The organism is Bacillus sp. ISL-47 (assembly GCF_018613175.1).
Taxonomy (GTDB): Bacteria; Bacillota; Bacilli; order Bacillales; family Cytobacillaceae; genus Cytobacillus.
Genome location: NZ_JAGGQS010000030.1, coordinates 1 through 17,971 on the forward strand (window position 1 = coordinate 1; position 17,971 = coordinate 17,971).

The window sequence follows — 17,971 nt, forward strand, 5'->3', positions numbered from 1 at the left end:
TGGGGTCTCACCTGTCCCACTCCTCCCGCAGGACTTTGAATAAGCATCCTCGAATCATCACCGCACGAAGGAAATGCGAATGCATTTTCGAGGATCTCGCACCTTACGCTCCAATCAACCAACCTTATTTTTCAATGTTTCTATTTACCAAGCTATTCAAAAACAACAATCTTTTAGAAAATAGCCTTTTTTAAAGACTTCCACCTTAGGATGGGAGTTTTTTATTTGTAAACCACCCTAAAAAATTTAATTTTATTTCAAATATTTTTAAAAAGTATTGACTATTAACGGTTTACTGTAGTAAAGTGTAGAGAAAATTGAATATTAGATTTCTTATCCAGAGAGGTCGAGGGTAAGGCCCGACGACGCCTCAGCAACCATCAATCTTAAGTTGATTGAAAAGGTGCTAATTCCTGCAAGTTTTTAAAAAACTTGAAAGATAAGAAGAATGGCTAATCACATTAAAAAGTCTTCTTCTTATAGAAGGCTTTTTTTTATTTCGTATAAGGAGTGTTCACACATATGTATAAGCTTGATACAAAATTGGCACAAATCGGCAACAGAAGTGAGACAGCAACAGGTGCGGTAAATCCGCCAGTTTATTTTTCAACAGCCTATCGCCATGAGGGGATCGGTCAGTCAACAGGTTTTGATTACAGCCGTACAGGCAATCCTACCCGCCAGCTGCTTGAAAAAGCCATCGCAGATCTGGAAGAAGGAGACCAGGGTTACGCCTGCAGTTCAGGAATGGCTGCTATTCTTACGATTCTTTCGCTTTTTAAATCCGGAGATGAGTGGATTGTATCCAAGGATTTATACGGAGGTACATATAGGCTTCTTGAACAGGGCTTCAAAAAATGGGGACTGCAGAGCAGGTATGTGAATACAAGCAATCCAGACCAGATTGAAAACCTAATCACTGAAAATACAAAGGCGATCTTCCTTGAGACGCCGACCAATCCCCTTATGGAACAAACAGATATTAAGAAAACAGCTGAGATTGCGAAACGGCATAATATTTTATTAATTGTTGATAACACCTTCTATACCCCTCTTCTTCAGCAGCCGTTAAAGCTTGGCGCTGATATTGTCATTCATAGTGCTACGAAATATTTGGGCGGGCATAATGACGTTCTTGCCGGGTTAATTGTCGCAAAAGGAAAAGAATTGTGTGAATCACTGGCTATGAATCATAATGCTGCCGGTGCCGTATTAAGCCCCTTTGATTCCTGGTTATTGATTAGGGGGATGAAGACTCTTTCCCTTCGTATGGAGCGCCATGAAAAGAATGCAAAGGAATTAGTGGAGTTTTTAACAGAACATGATGCGGTCACGGACGTTTTGTATCCGGGCAGAGGCGGGATGATTTCCTTCCGGGTTAAAGATGAATCTTGGGTTAACCCATTCCTGCAAAGCCTCTCTCTCATTTCTTTTGCAGAAAGCCTTGGCGGTGTTGAGAGTTTTATCACCTATCCTGCGACACAGACACATGCGGATATCCCAGAAGAAATCCGAATAGAGACGGGTGTTTGCAACAGGCTTCTTCGTTTCTCTGTTGGCATAGAAAATGCTGCAGATTTAAAGGCAGATTTGGACCATGCTTTTGCTAATGTTTTAAAGGAGGTTTTACGATGAGTAAAGGTCAATCATTTAGTTTCGAAACTAAATTGCTGCACAATAATCAAAAATTCGATCCTGTAACTGGGGCTGTTAGTGTACCTATTCAGCATGCTTCCACATTTCATCAAAAGGATATTGATACTTTCGGAAAATATGATTACAGCCGCAGCTTAAATCCTACAAGGGAAGCTTTGGAGGAGGTAATCGCCGGGCTTGAAGAAGGAACCAGAGGATTTGCTTTTTCTTCCGGTATGGCTGCGATCTCTACAGCCTTCCTTCTATTGTCTCAGGGTGACCATGTTGTTATCACCGAAGATGTGTATGGCGGTACCTTCCGTATGGTAACAGAAGTATTGACACGTTTTGGGATTGAGCATACGTTCGTCGATATGACCAATCTGGATGAAGTTAAGGCTGCGATCCGTCCAAATACAAAGGTATTTTATGTAGAGACTCCTTCCAACCCGCTATTGAAAGTGACAGATATTGAGGCTATTAGCTCTCTGGCCAAAGAACATGACGCTCTTACCTTTGTAGACAATACATTCCTTACCCCTGCCCTGCAAAAGCCGCTTGCTTTGGGTGCAGATATTGTCCTTCACAGTGCGACAAAGTTTTTATCTGGACACAGCGATGTTGTAGCCGGCCTTGCGGTTGTTAAGGATCCAGATTTGGCTGGCAGATTGGCGTTCCTGCAGAATTCCTTTGGTGCAGTCTTGGGTGTACAGGATGCCTGGCTTGTACTAAGAGGGATCAAAACCCTTCACGTTCGTCTGGAGCAATCTGTAAAATCGGCTGAGAAAATTGCTTCATTTCTTAAAGATCATCCATCTATTAAGAAGGTGCATTATCCGGGACTTGAGGACCATCCTGGTTATGAGCTTCAGAAAAAGCAGGCTAATTCCGCAGGTGCTGTCCTTTCCTTTGAGCTTGAAGATGAGCAGGCCTTAAGGACGTTTGTTGAAGGTGTGCAAATCCCTGTGTTCGCGGTGAGCCTGGGTGCAGTTGAATCGATCCTCTCCTACCCTGCAAAAATGTCGCATGCGGCTATGCCTCCGGCGGAAAGAGATCAGCGCGGGATTACCTCAAGCCTTCTCCGTCTTTCTGTTGGACTGGAGAATGCAGATGATATTATAGAAGATTTCAAGACAGCATTAATTGCACAACAAACAAAGCAAACAATTTTACAGCGGGGGTGATCATCTTTGAGTTTCCTGGAAAAGTTGAAAAATGAAATTATCATAGCTGATGGTGCAATGGGAACTTTGCTATACTCCTATGGGACAGACAGCTGTTTTGAAGAATTGAATCTATCACAGTCTGAACAAATCCAGCACATTCATGAAGCATATATTAATGCCGGTGCCGGTTTGATCCAGACGAACACTTACGCAGCAAATTATCTGAAGCTGCAAAGATATGGACTTGAAGACTCTGTTAAAGAAATCAATAGTGCGGCAGCACGGATTGCTAAGAAAGCATCCAAAGGCAAAGCTTATGTTGCTGGGACGATCGGAGGCAATAGAGGCATAAAGCCTAATATGGTTTCGCTTGAAGAAATTAAAAGAAGCTTTCGCGAACAGCTATATTGCCTTCTGCTTGAGGGTGTCGATAATATTTTGCTAGAAACCTATTATGACCTTGAAGAACTGGAAACGGTGCTGGCCATTGCAAGAAAAGAAACCGATTTGCCGATTATCGCTCAGGTGTCCCTCCATGAAGCAGGAGTCCTCCAGGATCAGACACCAATCCCTGAAGCGTTTTCAAGGCTTGAAAGCCTAGGAGCGGATGTAGTGGGATTAAATTGCAGACTTGGTCCGCATCATATGCTTAAAACGCTGGAAAGTGTGCCTCTGCCTAAACATGCATTCCTTTCTGCTTACCCTAATGCCAGCATTCCGGCTTATACAGACGGCAAATTTCATTATGAAGGAGATGCCGAGTATTTCCGCCAGTCAGCAAGAGACTTCCGCAATCAGGGCGTACGGCTTCTTGGCGGCTGCTGCGGTACTACTCCTGCGCATGTTAAAGCATTTGCGGATGAATTGAAAGAATTAGCCCCGCTTGAGGAAAAAGAGGTAAAGGCGAAGAAAGAAATAATCGTATCTGAAAAGCCTTCACCATCAAGAGACCTCCCTCCTCTTCAGGAAATTGTGAAGGAGAGGCCTTCTGTCATTGTTGAGCTTGATCCTCCACGGAAGCTGGATACCACACGTTTTTTTGAAGGAGCGAAAGCTTTAAAGGAAGCTGGCATCGACTCGATCACTCTGGCAGATAACTCTCTTGCTTCCCCAAGGGTTTGCAATTCTGCTTTGGGATACATGGTCAAGCAGCAAACAGGCTTACGCCCCCTTGTTCATGTTACCTGCAGGGACAGGAATATCATTGGATTGCAATCTCACTTAATGGGTCTGCACGCACTCGGATTAAATGATATATTAGCAGTAACTGGAGACCCGGCCCGTGTCGGCGATTTCCCTGGTGCATCCTCTGTATATGATGTATCTTCATTCGAACTGATCAGCATGATTAAACAGCTGAATGAAGGCTTATCGGTTTCCGGAAAAGATTTGGGCCAGAAAGCCGCTTTTTCTGTAGCTGGCGCTTTTAATCCCAATGTCCGTTCACTGGAAAAAGCGGTTGGGCGACTGGAAAAAAAAATAGACCATGGTGCAGACTATTTCATTTCTCAGCCTGTTTTTTCAGAAGAAAAATTGCTGGAAGTACATGAAGCAGTCAAGGATTTAAAAGCACCTGTTTATATAGGGCTTATGCCATTGACGGGCAGCAGAAACGCAGAATTCCTTCATAATGAAGTGCCGGGAATAAAGATTGCCGATAGCATCAGAGACCGGATGGCTGCCTTAAAGGACGATCCGATACAAGCGGGACAGGAAGGCATTGCAATTGCAAAGTCGCTGATTGATGCCGCAGCGGAGTTATTCAACGGAATTTATCTGATCACCCCGTTCATGCGTTATGAAATGACTGTTGAACTTTCAAACTACGCACGGGAAAAGACAGAAGGGCTTTCGAGGAGGAAACAGCATGCATAAACCAGCATTACAGGAACAGCTTAAGAGGAAAATTTTAATCATGGATGGAGCAATGGGCACCATGCTTCAGAGAGCGAATCTTACAGCGCAGGACTTTGGCGGCGAGGAATATGAAGGCTGCAATGAATACTTAAACGTGACCGCTCCTGCAGTGATTGAACATATACACCTTGAATATTTGAAAGCCGGCGCAGATATTATTGAAACCAATACATTTGGCGCGACCAGTATCGTTCTTGCAGACTACGATCTTGAAAACATGGCTTATGAGCTGAATAAAAAGGCGACGGAAATTGCCCGTACAACAGCTGACAGCATCTCTACTTCTGAATGGCCAAGGTATGTGGCAGGAGCAATGGGACCTACGACGAAAACCTTAAGCGTGACAGGCGGTGCAACTTTTGATGATATGGCAGCAGCTTACGAAGAACAAGCGCTGGGTTTAATTGACGGCGGCGCTGACCTTCTTCTTTTGGAAACGAGCCAGGATATGCTGAATGTGAAAGCTGGCTTTATCGGTATTGAAAAAGCGTTTAAAAAGTCAGGAAAGAAACTTCCTCTAATTGTTTCAGGAACAATTGAACCGATGGGCACTACCCTTGCTGGCCAATCGATTGAAGCTTTTTATATTTCGCTTGAGCACATGAATCCCCTTGCGGTTGGGCTTAACTGTGCGACAGGTCCGGAATTCATGCAGGACCATATCCGTTCTCTCTCCGGACTGGCAAGCACTGCAGTTAGCTGCTATCCGAATGCGGGTTTGCCTGATGAGGAAGGCCAATATCATGAAACACCGGAATCATTGGCGAGCAAGCTTGCCGGTTTTGCCAGGGAAGGCTGGCTGAATATTGTCGGGGGCTGCTGCGGAACAACACCTGAACACATTCAGGCGATAGCCGAATCCGTAAAGGAATATAACCCACGCATATTTGAAGAAAATTCAATTCACAAAGTATCGGGCATTGAGCCGCTTATCTATGATGACCCAACTTTAAGGCCGATTATGGTTGGTGAGCGTACAAATGTTATCGGTTCCCGTAAGTTTAAAAGGCTGATTGCTGAAGGGAAATTTGAAGAAGCAGCTGAGATAGCCCGTGCCCAGGTGAAAGGCGGAGCACATGTCATTGATATCTGCCTTGCCGATCCTGACCGGGAAGAAATGCAGGATGTAGAGAACTTTATGAAGGAATTGGTTAAGAAAATCAAGGCTCCGCTCGTAATCGATTCGACAGATGAAAAGGTGATCGAGAAAGCTCTCACCTATTCTCAGGGGAAAGCAATCATTAATTCCATTAATCTGGAAGATGGCGAAGAAAGGTTTGAGGCTATCGTTCCACTGATACACCGCTATGGAGCTGCCGTTGTTGTCGGTACGATTGATGAAGAAGGCATGGGCGTTACAGCTGAAAGAAAACTTGAAATCGCTAAACGCTCTTATGATCTTCTTGTGAATAAATACAATATCCCGCCTGAGGATCTTATTTTTGACCCGCTGGTCTTCCCTGTCGGTACAGGCGATGAACAATATATCGGCTCGGCTAAGGCGACTGTTGATGGAATCAGACTGATCAAAGAAGAACTTCCGGAAGTTCAGACCATATTGGGAATCAGTAATGTATCCTTCGGCCTCCCTCCTGTCGGCCGGGAAATTCTAAATTCCGTATTTTTATATCACTGTACACAAGCCGGCCTGGATTATGCCATCGTGAATACGGAGAAGCTTGAAAGGTTTGCCTCCATTTCTAAGGAAGAAGTTGCAATGGCAGAAAAGCTGCTATTTGAAACGACGGATGAATCTCTTGCAGTTTTCACTGATTTTTATCGTGATAAGAAGAAAGAAAGTAAAAGTGTCCTGCCTGATATGACACTGGAGGAGCGCCTTGCCTATTATATTTTAGAAGGCACAAAAGAAGGGTTGATTCCGGATCTTGCTTTCGCACTGGAACAATATCCTGCCCCTCTTGATATCATCAATGGCCCTTTAATGAATGGAATGAAAGAGGTTGGAAGACTATTTAACGATAATCAGCTGATTGTAGCAGAGGTTCTGCAAAGTGCTGAGGTTATGAAGGCATCTGTTGCTTATCTTGAACCATATATGGAAAAGGACGCTGCCGAATCATCTTCCAAAGGGAAGATTGTCCTGGCTACGGTTAAAGGCGATGTGCATGACATAGGCAAAAACCTGGTTGATATTATTTTAAGCAATAATGGATATGAAGTAATTGATTTAGGAATTAAAGTCTCCCCTGCCGACCTAATTGAAACAATTAAAAGAGAAAAGCCAGATATGGTTGGCTTATCTGGCCTGCTTGTTAAGTCAGCACAGCAGATGGTCATCACAGCGCATGATATGAAACAGGCTGGCATTGATGTTCCTATTTTAGTAGGAGGTGCAGCTCTCTCAAGGAAATTCACTGACACTAAAATTTCCAAGGAATATGATGGTCTTGTCTTGTATGCAAAAGATGCCATGAACGGCCTTTCTTTAGCCAACCAGCTGCAGGAACCGGAAGAAGCTGAAAAGCTGAAGGTCCAGCAGGCGGAAAAACAGGCTGCTGCACTCAATGCAGTACCTTTTGACCGAGGATCCGTTGCTGTGGCAGTAAAGCCGAAGCCAACGGTAAGTACAAAAGCGCCTGTGTTTGTTCCTAAAGATCTGAAACGCCATTTGTTAAAGACATATTCTCTTTCTCATATCGAACCGTATATTAATAAACAAATGCTGATTGGCCATCATCTTGGATTAAAAGGAAACCTTCAAAAGCTGCTTGCTGAAGGTGATGAAAAGGCAATCAAAGTGAACACAATGGTTGATGAACTGATTGTGGAATCAAAGCAGAAAAACTGGATTGACCCTAAGGCCGTTTATCAATTCTTCCCTGCCCAAGCAGATGGCGATAAGGTTTATATCTATGCTGAGGATGAAACTACTATCATAGAAACATTTGAGTTCCCGCGCCAGGAAACGGAGCCGTTTTTATGCCTGGCAGACTTTTTAAAGCCGAAAGAAAGCGGACAAATGGATTATGTGGCATTCTTTACTGTTACTGCCGGCAGAGGTATTCGGGAAGTAGCTGACCGCTTAAAAGAGGAAGGCAGATTCCTGGAAAGCCATGCTTTGCAGTCGCTTGCCCTTGAATCAGCAGAAGGATTTGCCGAGCTCATTCATCGTCAAATCCGGGACCGATGGGGTTTCCCGGATCCAGTCGAAATGACGATGAAAGACCGTTTCGCTGCCAAATACCAGGGACAGCGCTTTTCATACGGATATCCCGCCTGCCCTGATCTTGAAGACCAGAAAAAGCTATTCAAGCTTATCCAGCCGGAAGACATTGGCGTCCATTTAACGGAAGGATGTATGATGGAGCCGGAAGCATCCGTATCTGCGATGGTATTTGCCCATCCGGAAGCCAGATATTTTAATGTACTTAGATAAGATAAAAGCAAAGCCCGGCAGCAGCCGGGTTTTGCTTTTTTGTGACGTTTGCCTTTCCCCTTTTTAAACCTTTACAATGAATACATACATGAATGGAAGGAGAGATCGAGATGAATGTTTTATGGGATTTGGATGGCACCATATTGGATGCATGGCCTACTTTGGTTCAATCTTTTATTCAAATTTCCGGCAAAGACCTTAATCCTGACGAGGTCCTCCCACTGCTCAAAAACGGAACTGCATTTGAGAAGTATGGAGTGCCCCCTGAAAAAATAACCGATTTTCGTAAAACGGAAAGAACTTTTGCGCATGCTGAAAAACCTTTATTTCCATATGTAAGAGATATATTAGAGCAAAACAGCATTAATGTCCTCGTGACACATCGCAATCGGGAATCCACTGAGGAGTTAATGGACTATTGGAATCTGGCGCCATATTTTGAGGAAATCATCTGTCCTGAATTTGATGGTTTCTCGCTCAAGCCACACCCGGAATCCTATAAATACCTGCATGATCGTTATAATATTGACCTTGCAATCGGAGATCAGGACACAGATTTAATACCAGCCAGGAAGATTGGCATTCCTACCTGTGCTTTCCGCAATCCCAACCCTTATGCAGACTATGCGATCGATTGTTACTCCAAATTCGAAACGATCGCTAGTAAAGACCGTGGCTAAAAATGGAACCGGCCGCGGTTTTTCTTACTTTTTTACATAGCTGGCCAGCCTTTCGCCCCAAGGAGCAATTCCTTTGTCTATAAAGCCAGTGCTCTTATATAACTGATCTGCAGCTATATTGTCCTGGTGATAGCCAACATATATTTCCTGGCAGCCAGGATTATTGCTGATCATTGCTGCAGCTTGGATAATGGCCTGTTTTCCATAGCCTTTTCCTTGATATTTCTCATCGATCATAAAACGATAGATCCAGTAATTCCCGTCATCAGGATCTAATCCAAACATGATAAATCCAATCATAACATCATCGAAATAAATCCCCATTGCTTTGAATTCGGGCAAGAATTGCACCTCAGCAATGGAATATAAGTTTGACGCCATAAAGCATTTTTGATAATCCGCAACCTGAAGTCCTATACATTCCTCCCAATTCTGATAAGTAATTTCTTTAAACCTGATTTCCAAATAGCACGCCCCCAAATTAACATCATTTTCCTTCTATTATAATCGAGTTTCCCTCTAACTGCCTGAATTTTTCAATAAAAAAACTGATGCATAGATTTGCATCAGTTAATTGGAGGACTTTCGAGTATTAATTTGAATCACTCTGTCTGTTTTTGGGTCAAATTCAATATCTATATATAATCCGAATTCTTTTCCGCCATCTTCAACCCAAAGCTTGAATTTCTCGACATCGGATTTTTCTTTTTTCTCCCTGCCAATGTGCAAGTAGTCGAGTATTTTAGCGGAAGGATATTTTTCTTTCGCTGTTTTCATGGCAAGTCTTCCCCACTTGGCGTATGCCGGTTCTGGCCTTTCAGCAAATGTCTGTTCGGTGAACGCCGGCATGCTATATGAAGTTGTTAATAACGCCATGGCTGCAAAACTGATCATTAATTTTTTCAAATAAAACCCTCATTTCAGAAAGACTGCTTTTATTCATATTTGTTTTCTGCTTCTTCTCTCATTCGTTCTTCTTCTTCATCAACGCAAATATAGGCAATTTGCTGTTCCATCAGATGATGAAGAATATCCTTCTCATCTGAACAACCAATGTCTTTTCTTTTCTCCATTATGCTTTCTCCTTCCTATGGTTAAGAATAGGCTCTTCTTTCCCTGGGCTCTTATCATTAAAAAGCTTGTATAAGATCCTATTATCCACAAAAACAACATGAAAAACATACATCAAGATAGACTTCAGCATAAATAAAATGAACAGATGGAGCTGCGTGAAGCGGATGAGCTTCCATATACCGAGCTTTTTAAACCAATTATAAAAAGGGTATGAGAAAAAGGCATCAACAATGGCATTCAACAACAGATATAATAATGGTTTTCCATATGATAATTTAAGAATCCATATGGAACCGGCAAAGAACGGCCCAAGTATCATAGGCATTTCACCGCTTAATTTCGGGTGGAATCTTTCTTTGATCGTCCACCATTTCTTTTTTTCTGCTATGGCTCCCTCACCTAATATATATAGTCCCATAAAGATGGCTGCAGGATAAAACCTTTTAAAATCTCTTTTGCCTATGAAAGGAACAGTCATCCAGGAAAGGAGAACTATCAGGACCAAAAAAAGCTTCTTTTTCATCGTACCCCACCTTTTTTAAAAGGTTTTGCCTTTCTGGAAGGAATTATTCATCTTGAAATAGGGCTTAATGCTGAATTTAATTTTGTTATAAGAAACGTGTTTTGAAAGTTCCAATATGTGTAATAGATTAACAAGCATACAAGGAGCTGATCAGCATGTTGACAATCTACAAATGTAAGAATTTTAATAAAACAGGAAAAATTCTGCTGCCCAGCAAGTGGCGGAACCAATTTGGCCTTCTGCCAGGCAGGCTGGCTGATCTCCGCTTCGGCCAAAATCAAATTGTTATTAAAAAGGCCAATTTAGATTCTACTCATAATAAAAGGCTCATTTCTGAAAATGGCTCCATCCATATTCCAAAAGAATTGCAATCCCTGCTGGATATATCTGAAGAAGAGGAGTATTGCTTATTCATTGATGAAGACAATCAGTGCTTTGTGTTAAGGGTTATATCTTTAGAAAATTAAAGAGCTGCAGCCATATCTGGCTGCAGCTTTTTTAACATATATATTTACCTGTCAGTATTGATAGTGCTTTGCAAAATTTTTCCCAATCGTTTGGAAAGGACTGTATGCCGGTGCTCTCAAAAATATTTCCCTTCGTAATCAGTTTAACGGACCACGTGATTCCATCCAGTATAATGCCAGGATGATTATATTCAGGCTGCCACTTCCAGATCTTCAGCCGATATAGCTCCTTCTTAAAATTCTCTATGCTGCCTGACGCTTTAGGCAATTCATTCCTCGGTGAAAAAGAACTTAAGTGCCATTCAAAGTAAATAAATCGCTCATTGATAAAATCTACTTCAATTTTATACCACGGACCCGGATAGCCGCCCAGATTGACACTTAACAGTACCGGATCTTTATCAGGATCTATGGTCACAATATTGTTTTTAATGTTGAAAAGCTCTCTTTTCCTGCTTATTACCGATTTAACATGGGATAGTTCAAGGGGTTTACCATTTGTATTTTGAAAACGGCTCAGCCTGTTCATTTCATCTAGCAATGAAGGTATTGATAAGGGGCCTTTCTTCTCTAAAATATCCAGAATGTTTTCAAAAATACTCATAGTCTTTTCCTCCATTAACACTAAGCTGCCAACTGTAAGACTTATTTTGGGTTCTACAATAAAGATAGTAAAAAATGCCGTTCGGTCAGTAACAATTAACACACTTACGTCTTTTTAATTTTGCTTTAATAGGTAATAACTTGTCTTCTTCCCTAATTACCTTTTTTCTTTATCCGCAAACCTTTTTTGGCCTTAATATTCCAAATCATGCATATTTTCCTCTTTCTTTTTGTACCCTATGGATTGGGAGGTGCAGGATGGATCCATTAAAACCAGGAAGCAAAAAAATGCCGGATTTTGAAGAACTCGATGATCGAATGATTGCTCAGCATACCAATGAACCCATGCTTGTTATTAAGACGAATCTTGATCCAAAGAATTCGACTGAAGACAATCCTTATTACCAAAATAAAGAAGAAACTGATACTGAAGAATTTCGGGATTATTTTGAGGAGTAATAAATTTACTGAGGATTTCACTTGCTTTAAAGTATTAAAAAAAGCCTGTTTTCGCAAAGTCTGTTGCTTACAAACTGGTGTTTTAATTACTGAGTTGATTGAAGCGGAAGGCACTTGACTCCTGCGGGAAGAGAGGGAGCGGGAGACCCCGCAGGCGTGAANNAGCTTTAGAGTCCAAAAACAAACGAAAAGAGCCTAAAACACCAAACCGGCTGAGCATGGGATGCCAGCCGGTTTGCTCTGTGAATTTTGGCCTATTTGATTTCCGCTACAATTAACAGGGTGCTAAAATACAATATTTAGCTAAAACAGAGCCATTTTATTAAAAATTAAAATTGTCAGGATCTGGACCTACCCTGCGATTTTCGTTCAAGCTGTTAATTTTGTTCATATCTTCTTCTGTCAGCTCAAAGTCAAAAATATCTGCATTTTCTATAATCCGGTGTTCTTTTACAGATTTTGGGATTGTGACGATTTCATTTTGCAAATCCCATCTTAAAATAACTTGCGCAGCCGATTTGCTGTATTTTTCAGCTATTTCTTTTAGGACAGTATTATCAAGTAATTCGCCCTGTGCGAGAGGCGACCAGGCTTCTATTTGGATTTCCTGTTTCCTGCAGAATTCCCTTAGTTCCGATTGGTTTAACAATGGATGAAGTTCCACTTGGTTAACCATCGGCTTTATTTCTGCATCCTGTAAAAGGTCTTCAAGATGATGAATATGGAAATTGCTTACTCCTATTGTTCTTACCTTTTTCTCTTTATAAAGAGTTTCAAGTGCTTTCCATGTTTCTTTATATTTTCCCTTAACTGGCCAATGAATGAGGTAAAGATCGATATAATCAAGGCCGAGTTTTTTAAGGCTGGTTTCAAAAGCCTGGATGGCAGACTCATAACCTTGGTCAGAATTCCAAACTTTTGTTGTAATGAAAAGCTCTTCACGCGGCACGCCAGCTTCCTTAATTGCTTGGCCTACCCCTTCTTCATTTTGATACACTGCTGCAGTATCAATGCTTTTGTAGCCTGCTTTTAAAGCGGCTTTAACAGATTGGACCACTTCATCGCCATCTTGGACTTTAAAAACGCCCAGTCCAAACCATGGCATTTTTACGCCATTATGTAAGGTTGTTGCTGATTGCAAATTTTCCATTCTATCACCTCATATTTCTTCTATCTACTTACTGGATAATTTTCTCACATTCTGTTTGTATATCAAAATTATCTGCTTTAAAGTATTAGGATATGTTAAATTAAAAAGCATTGCCTTATGAACGGCAATGCTTAAGATTATCTGCGAAGCGCTTTTTCCATGGAGGGAAGTTCGTTTGGTTAAACTGATCCAAACTCAACTTAGTGTTTAGCCGCCGAAGAAAAAGTCTAATACGTTACCCGCAGAAGATGAATTTTTATTATAGAACTCTGAGTAACCGCAATTTTTACAATAAACAACAAGGAAGCGGTTATGTTGAATATCTAGCATTTTTGAAAGACCGCTACCTGTCATGGCAACTTCTTTCTGACCTGCATCCCTGCTTCCGCATTTTACACAGCCTTTTTTCTTCATACCATCCACCCTTTCGTATCTCTTTATTTACTATACGGTTAAGGGAAAAAATTGTTTCAAATATTCAAATTGTGATTTACATCACACTTAAGCTAAAATACCTACTATATAATGACGATAAAATTATGTAAATTATGTTGAAAAGCAGGTGAAGAAATGGTACAGGAATTTAAGACTCTCTTTGAGGAAATTGGTGGAACAGAAACCATTGAAAAGTTGGTGGACGCTTTTTACCCGCGCGTTTATGCAGATCCCATATTGAGTCCCCTTTTTGAAGGTGACATAGAGGAAATTAAGCGAAAGCAGCGCATGTTTCTTTCGCAGTTTCTCGGCGGGCCACCGCTTTATAGCCAGGAATTCGGCCCACCTGCTATGAAGCAGCGTCATATGCCTTTTGAAATTACCCCCAAAAGAGCAGAGAGATGGCTCAGCTGCATGAAATATTCCTTCAAAGAAACAGGTCTGGACCAAAACCCGGCTGCAGGTCCCTTCTATGAACGTTTAATGCAGGTAGCCGCAATTATGGTTAATTCTCATGACTAAGAAAAAAGGCCTTCCAGTCATTTGGAAGGTCTTTTGGCATGATTAAAGTGATTCGAAATATTCTTTTGCATTTTCAACAGATTGAAACATTTTTACTTCTGTTACCTCCTTCTCATCATAAGCAACGCCAAGGAAACCATCTGCAAGCTGGAGAATATCTGCTGAAGAAGGCTCTTCTTCTTCGATCATAACCGTTTCTTCCATTTCAAGTTGTCCTTTTTCTGCCCATGATTGAACTTCGGCAGAGTAAGTATCTATATTCATTCCCTCATCAATGCGGTCATCCAATTCTGCAACAGACAGTGGTTTCTCTTCCCCCTCTGTATTCGTTGGCTTGTTATGGTCTTCACTATTATGATCTTCCATACTTGCTTCTTCTGAAGTATTATTAGCTTCTTCATCTGCCCCGCAAGCAGTCAGCAGTATCGCAGCAGAGAATGCATATACCAATTTGCGCATTACTTTCAGCTCCTTTTCCTTTTTTTTTATTCTAGTATTCTATTACCCCATTTTTTCGGTTGCATTCATAGGAATAGTTCAGATTATCCCAAACAAATTAAGCACCCATAATTGAGTGCTTGTCTTTCTTTATTTCTTTCTTAGCTCTTGCCTGTCCAGTGATTGAGGTGGTTTCTCCAGCCAGCCATTGTCAATCATAATTTTGGCGCCATCATCTGCGTAAGTGCCAACCTCGGCCATCATTTTTGCATAGCGGATTGCAAGATCCTTCCTCACGCTGGCTCCAATTGCTATGCCAAAGTCCATAACACCTATAGCCGTGATGCTGGCGATTTGAAACATCATCAACCTGTCAGAGAAAGGTGAAATCGTTGAATCAGTAAGTGATCCATCCCAGGTGCTCGGATATGCCACATCATCATTTTTCAATACGTTGAGAAAATACTCAACATGTTCCAAACTCATATCGTACCCTTTTTTAAAATAATTGCTTATCTCTTTTTGCCTTGCTACCTGGCTGTATGCCAGCAACATTGTCTTTGCGATATTCGCTACTTCTATATTTGTTCCAAGATGGGCTATTTCAATCGCGAGCAATTGCCTTTTTTTGCCCACCAGTCCTCCCAGAAAATGATAATCGGTAACATATTTAACTTTTTTGGGATAATCAATATAAGGTGAACGAATGAAATAACCCTTTTCTTCCATTGCATCTGATGCCATATCAAATAGTTTTTCAGTTTGTTCGTAGTATTTTTTAAAATAACTGCGGACATCTCTTCTTGCTGAGACTGATTTTGCAAGTGAATAGGCGTTTAATCCTGTTCTCCCCAGATGATGCATAAATCTTAAATAAGTTACATCCGAAAACAGCTTAGGGGCTTCTTTGCTCCAATCAGTTTCATTAAATCCATTAGGTAAAGGGAAATTTTCTTTTTTAAACAATGAACGAATGTCTTCTATATGGTTCTGGGCTATGGATAAAGCATATTCCAATACAGGCAATACTTCAGGATCCTCGTATGTATTTATATAATGCTGAATGCAGCAAACTGCTGCTGTGTCTGCTACATAAGTATTCCAAAGCATTGCCATTTCAGATGATATTAATTTAGGAATATTGCTGCCATTCATATTTTCACCAGCCATTTTATTAAAAATTATATTTATATACTAATAACTTTAGTTTCCCCTTTAATAAGGAAACTCATTCACTTAAATGGAAAAATATTACCAAAAAAGAAACCGGCTTTATAACAGCCAGTTTCTTCTATACATTTAAGGGAGCTTTAATTCACCAGTTTTTGTGTAGCCATTAATTTTGTAGGCTGAAATCGTGTTTGGTGATAAAATATAGATCTGATCACCGATATAAATGAGCCTTTCCATCGTATTTTCCCATTCCTCATACACCGCATCGGTTTCCTGGTGGGTAAATGTTGTTTCCAAATGAATCCCATCATGAGGGTCTATTCTGTATACATGGGCTCCCTGGAATTCGAATCTGGATTCAAATTGGCTGCCCTCAACGCTTTTATAAACAGTGATTGGAAAAGCAAACAGGTTTTTTTCTTTGTGAAAGAGCAGAGCTTTATGGTCATAATTTAAAGGAGAGTAAGTTCCTCTTCCTCCAATGATTTCAGTATCCTTTTCTATTGGGTTTTTCATATCGCTAACATCAAAAAGTGATATTTTGACTCCCTCTGTTGTAATAATTGGCTGGGCTCCAGACCCCTTTCCAGCCATAACCCTCGTATCATGGCCAAATCCAATTAGATGATTTTCATCCAATGGATGCAGATAGTTGCTATAACCTGGTATTTTCAATTCACCCAATACCATTGGCTTTTGAGGGTTTGAACCATCGATTACAAAGAGCGGGTCTGTTTCCTTGAAGGTAACCATATAAATTCGCTCATTCATAAACCTGGCAGAGTAAATTCTCTCACCCCTGGCAAGGTCTTCGAGCTGGCCGATCTGCTTTAAATTTTCATCCAAAATATAGAGATTATTGGTTGACGGGTTTCGATCATCCCACGCTTGCCCCTTGGTAGTGACAACCCTAAAGTTTCCTTTATACTCATCCATTGAAAATTGGTTTAAGACTGTTCCTTTTAATTCAGCGGAATTTTGAAACTCTGCTTTTCGGCCGTTTAAGCTGAATTTATAGATGCTGCTGTCAGGGCTGAAGCCCCTGTCTGTTGTAATAGGTTCATGATGGTAATTAGGAACAGCCAGATATAGATTGTTTTTGGACATATATAGTTCCGTTCCGCTTCCCAGGTAGGTTGCTATGCCCAAATCAGCTTTTGGGTCTTCCAAATCCATAACGGCTATATTTGTGTAATTTGCATTTCTGGAATCTGGAAAGTATTGAATTTCATTATAATCAATTATTTGCAGATCCTTGTTTTGGGCTGTATCAGAATATCGGGGACGAAGATCGGCATCTTCATTTCTTTCAAGAATCCAAAAGTCGGGATAATGGCTTGTAATCATAAAAACCTTCCCATCCATTAGTCTCGAAGCAAGCAAACTGCCTTCGATTTCAATCTCCCTTAACATTTTTGGCTGCTGTTTATTTTGGACATTGTATACGATGGCTTTTGTTGATTGAAATGCTGGTGCAATCAGTATATCAGCTGCTCTTTTGTCTTGACTTTTAGTCAGCTCTTTAAAGCTGTGGCCCAAGACAATTAATTGGTTTCCTTCCAAAAATAAGTGAGAGGGAGAAAAGGATGGATTAAAGGTAAGCACTGAGTCCATTTGCATTTTGTCAGCAGGGACTCCTCTAATAATCTGTACCTTCCCTTCGCTTATTCTATATATATGGGTTCCATCTGTTTTTACTATGTCGGCTTCGTCAATTCCCTGAACTTGAACATTGGTCTCTGAGTGATCCTGTTCAGCTGTATCAGCCGCACTTTTTTCATTGCTGCTTTCCAGGCTTACAGCCATATCCCTGCCATCGATATATTTCTGTTCTTTAAGAAGTTTTAAAAAATAAGCATTTAACTTTTCCTTTGACTCTATGGTCGGCAGGGTTTCTTTAACCGTAAAAGCAGCTTCTATGGAACGATTTAATCTTCTTCCGGATTCTGCTTTAATGCCTTTTTTTAAAACTAACGAATAATGAGGGGAATTCACTTGATATCCGTTCTTTGGGGGCTCGATGAGTACGGTCCTTTTGTCCTCGTCCAATGATACATTGACATTCTGTTTCTTGCCAACTTGGTCCAGCACATAGACTGTTTGGCTATTCACACTTCGAGCATCCAGTTCTTTTGAAAACTCCACCTCCCAAACTTTATTTTTCAATACAATGAGTTCTTCACTTTTTCCAGCTAGATCACTAATCACTTTTAACCGGGTCCCAAAGATAACCGAAACCAATAGAAAAAAAATGACCGCCATACCGCCTATTAAAAGCCACTTTTTCTTCATTTTAAACACCCCTTTTAAAACAATTGACGGGTTCTATCTT

The 17,971-nt window shown here is 41.0% G+C and carries 18 protein-coding genes and 1 riboswitch; of the genes, 8 read left to right on the forward strand and 10 right to left on the reverse strand.

The annotated features are described in order from the left end of the window. Positions 1-330: 330 nt before the first annotated feature. A riboswitch (SAM riboswitch) is annotated at positions 331-446 on the forward strand. A 76-nt stretch (positions 447-522) separates the two neighbouring features. The 5 genes from J7I93_RS11180 (at position 523) to J7I93_RS11200 (ending at position 8,795) form a co-directional block, all read left to right on the forward strand. Then, positions 523-1,635, forward strand: a complete 1,113-nt coding sequence (locus tag J7I93_RS11180) for a methionine biosynthesis PLP-dependent protein (RefSeq protein WP_214725939.1) — start codon at positions 523-525, stop codon at positions 1,633-1,635. Beyond that, on the forward strand, positions 1,632-2,819 hold the full coding sequence (gene metC / locus J7I93_RS11185) for a cystathionine beta-lyase (RefSeq protein WP_214725940.1): 1,188 nt from the start codon (positions 1,632-1,634) through the stop codon (positions 2,817-2,819). Before J7I93_RS11180 ends, metC begins: the two co-directional genes overlap by 4 nt. A 6-nt stretch (positions 2,820-2,825) precedes the next feature. Further along, positions 2,826-4,676, forward strand: coding sequence for a bifunctional homocysteine S-methyltransferase/methylenetetrahydrofolate reductase (locus J7I93_RS11190; RefSeq protein WP_214725941.1), 1,851 nt, complete (start codon positions 2,826-2,828; stop codon positions 4,674-4,676). After that, positions 4,669-8,115: a methionine synthase gene (gene metH, locus J7I93_RS11195; protein ID WP_214725942.1), complete on the forward strand. Its 3,447-nt coding sequence runs from the start codon at positions 4,669-4,671 to the stop codon at positions 8,113-8,115. Before J7I93_RS11190 ends, metH begins: the two co-directional genes overlap by 8 nt. Before the next feature lie 110 nt (positions 8,116-8,225). Next, positions 8,226-8,795 (forward strand): HAD-IA family hydrolase, encoded by a 570-nt coding sequence (locus J7I93_RS11200; protein WP_214725943.1) that lies wholly within the window; start codon positions 8,226-8,228, stop codon positions 8,793-8,795. Between the two features lie 24 nt (positions 8,796-8,819). Here the strand turns inward: J7I93_RS11200 and J7I93_RS11205 are convergent, their stop codons facing one another. The 4 genes from J7I93_RS11205 to J7I93_RS11220 all read right to left on the reverse strand — a co-directional run bounded on the left by J7I93_RS11205 (position 8,820) and on the right by J7I93_RS11220 (position 10,392). Further along, the gene (locus tag J7I93_RS11205) at positions 8,820-9,260 is read right to left on the reverse strand and encodes a GNAT family N-acetyltransferase (RefSeq protein WP_214988489.1); all 441 of its coding nucleotides are present in this window, start codon (positions 9,258-9,260) and stop codon (positions 8,820-8,822) included. 105 nt (positions 9,261-9,365) lie between these two features. Next, complete coding sequence (locus J7I93_RS11210; RefSeq protein WP_214725944.1) at positions 9,366-9,701, reverse strand: DUF3889 domain-containing protein; 336 nt, start codon at positions 9,699-9,701, stop codon at positions 9,366-9,368. A gap of 29 nt (positions 9,702-9,730) precedes the next feature. Then, positions 9,731-9,868, reverse strand: a complete 138-nt coding sequence (locus J7I93_RS11215; protein WP_214725945.1) for a hypothetical protein — start codon at positions 9,866-9,868, stop codon at positions 9,731-9,733. Next, positions 9,868-10,392 (reverse strand): hypothetical protein, encoded by a 525-nt coding sequence (locus J7I93_RS11220; protein WP_214988491.1) that lies wholly within the window; start codon positions 10,390-10,392, stop codon positions 9,868-9,870. The genes J7I93_RS11215 and J7I93_RS11220 overlap by 1 nt, the downstream gene beginning before the upstream one ends. A 155-nt stretch (positions 10,393-10,547) precedes the next feature. Here J7I93_RS11220 and J7I93_RS11225 point away from each other — a divergent pair, with 155 nt between their 5' ends. Next, a complete protein-coding gene (locus J7I93_RS11225) occupies positions 10,548-10,859 on the forward strand; it encodes a hypothetical protein (protein ID WP_214725946.1) in 312 nt (103 codons plus the stop codon). 31 nt (positions 10,860-10,890) lie between these two features. On the opposite strand, the gene J7I93_RS11230 is transcribed toward J7I93_RS11225, so the two are convergent. After that, a complete protein-coding gene (locus tag J7I93_RS11230) occupies positions 10,891-11,463 on the reverse strand; it encodes a hypothetical protein (RefSeq protein ID WP_214725947.1) in 573 nt (190 codons plus the stop codon). Positions 11,464-11,720: 257 nt separating this feature from the next. Between J7I93_RS11230 and J7I93_RS11235 the strand changes: the two genes are divergently transcribed. Next, positions 11,721-11,921: a hypothetical protein gene (locus J7I93_RS11235; protein ID WP_214725948.1), complete on the forward strand. Its 201-nt coding sequence runs from the start codon at positions 11,721-11,723 to the stop codon at positions 11,919-11,921. Positions 11,922-12,243: 322 nt separating this feature from the next. Here J7I93_RS11235 and J7I93_RS11240 read toward each other — a convergent pair whose 3' ends face one another. Both J7I93_RS11240 and J7I93_RS11245 read right to left on the reverse strand, forming a co-directional pair. After that, positions 12,244-13,071, reverse strand: coding sequence for an aldo/keto reductase (locus J7I93_RS11240; protein ID WP_214725949.1), 828 nt, complete (start codon positions 13,069-13,071; stop codon positions 12,244-12,246). Between the two features lie 207 nt (positions 13,072-13,278). Further along, on the reverse strand, positions 13,279-13,485 hold the full coding sequence (locus J7I93_RS11245) for a zinc ribbon domain-containing protein (protein ID WP_214725950.1): 207 nt from the start codon (positions 13,483-13,485) through the stop codon (positions 13,279-13,281). Between the two features lie 156 nt (positions 13,486-13,641). Between J7I93_RS11245 and J7I93_RS11250 the strand changes: the two genes are divergently transcribed. Next, positions 13,642-14,028 (forward strand): globin domain-containing protein, encoded by a 387-nt coding sequence (locus J7I93_RS11250; protein WP_214725951.1) that lies wholly within the window; start codon positions 13,642-13,644, stop codon positions 14,026-14,028. 42 nt (positions 14,029-14,070) lie between these two features. On the opposite strand, the gene J7I93_RS11255 is transcribed toward J7I93_RS11250, so the two are convergent. The 3 genes from J7I93_RS11255 to J7I93_RS11265 all read right to left on the reverse strand — a co-directional run bounded on the left by J7I93_RS11255 (position 14,071) and on the right by J7I93_RS11265 (position 17,931). Next, the gene (locus J7I93_RS11255; RefSeq protein ID WP_214725952.1) at positions 14,071-14,487 is read right to left on the reverse strand and encodes a hypothetical protein; all 417 of its coding nucleotides are present in this window, start codon (positions 14,485-14,487) and stop codon (positions 14,071-14,073) included. A gap of 129 nt (positions 14,488-14,616) precedes the next feature. Then, entirely contained in the window at positions 14,617-15,621 is a 1,005-nt protein-coding gene (locus tag J7I93_RS11260; RefSeq protein ID WP_214725953.1) for a DUF3231 family protein, read from the reverse strand. 144 nt (positions 15,622-15,765) lie between these two features. Then, on the reverse strand, positions 15,766-17,931 hold the full coding sequence (locus J7I93_RS11265) for a beta-propeller domain-containing protein (protein ID WP_214725954.1): 2,166 nt from the start codon (positions 17,929-17,931) through the stop codon (positions 15,766-15,768). Positions 17,932-17,971 lie beyond the last annotated feature (40 nt).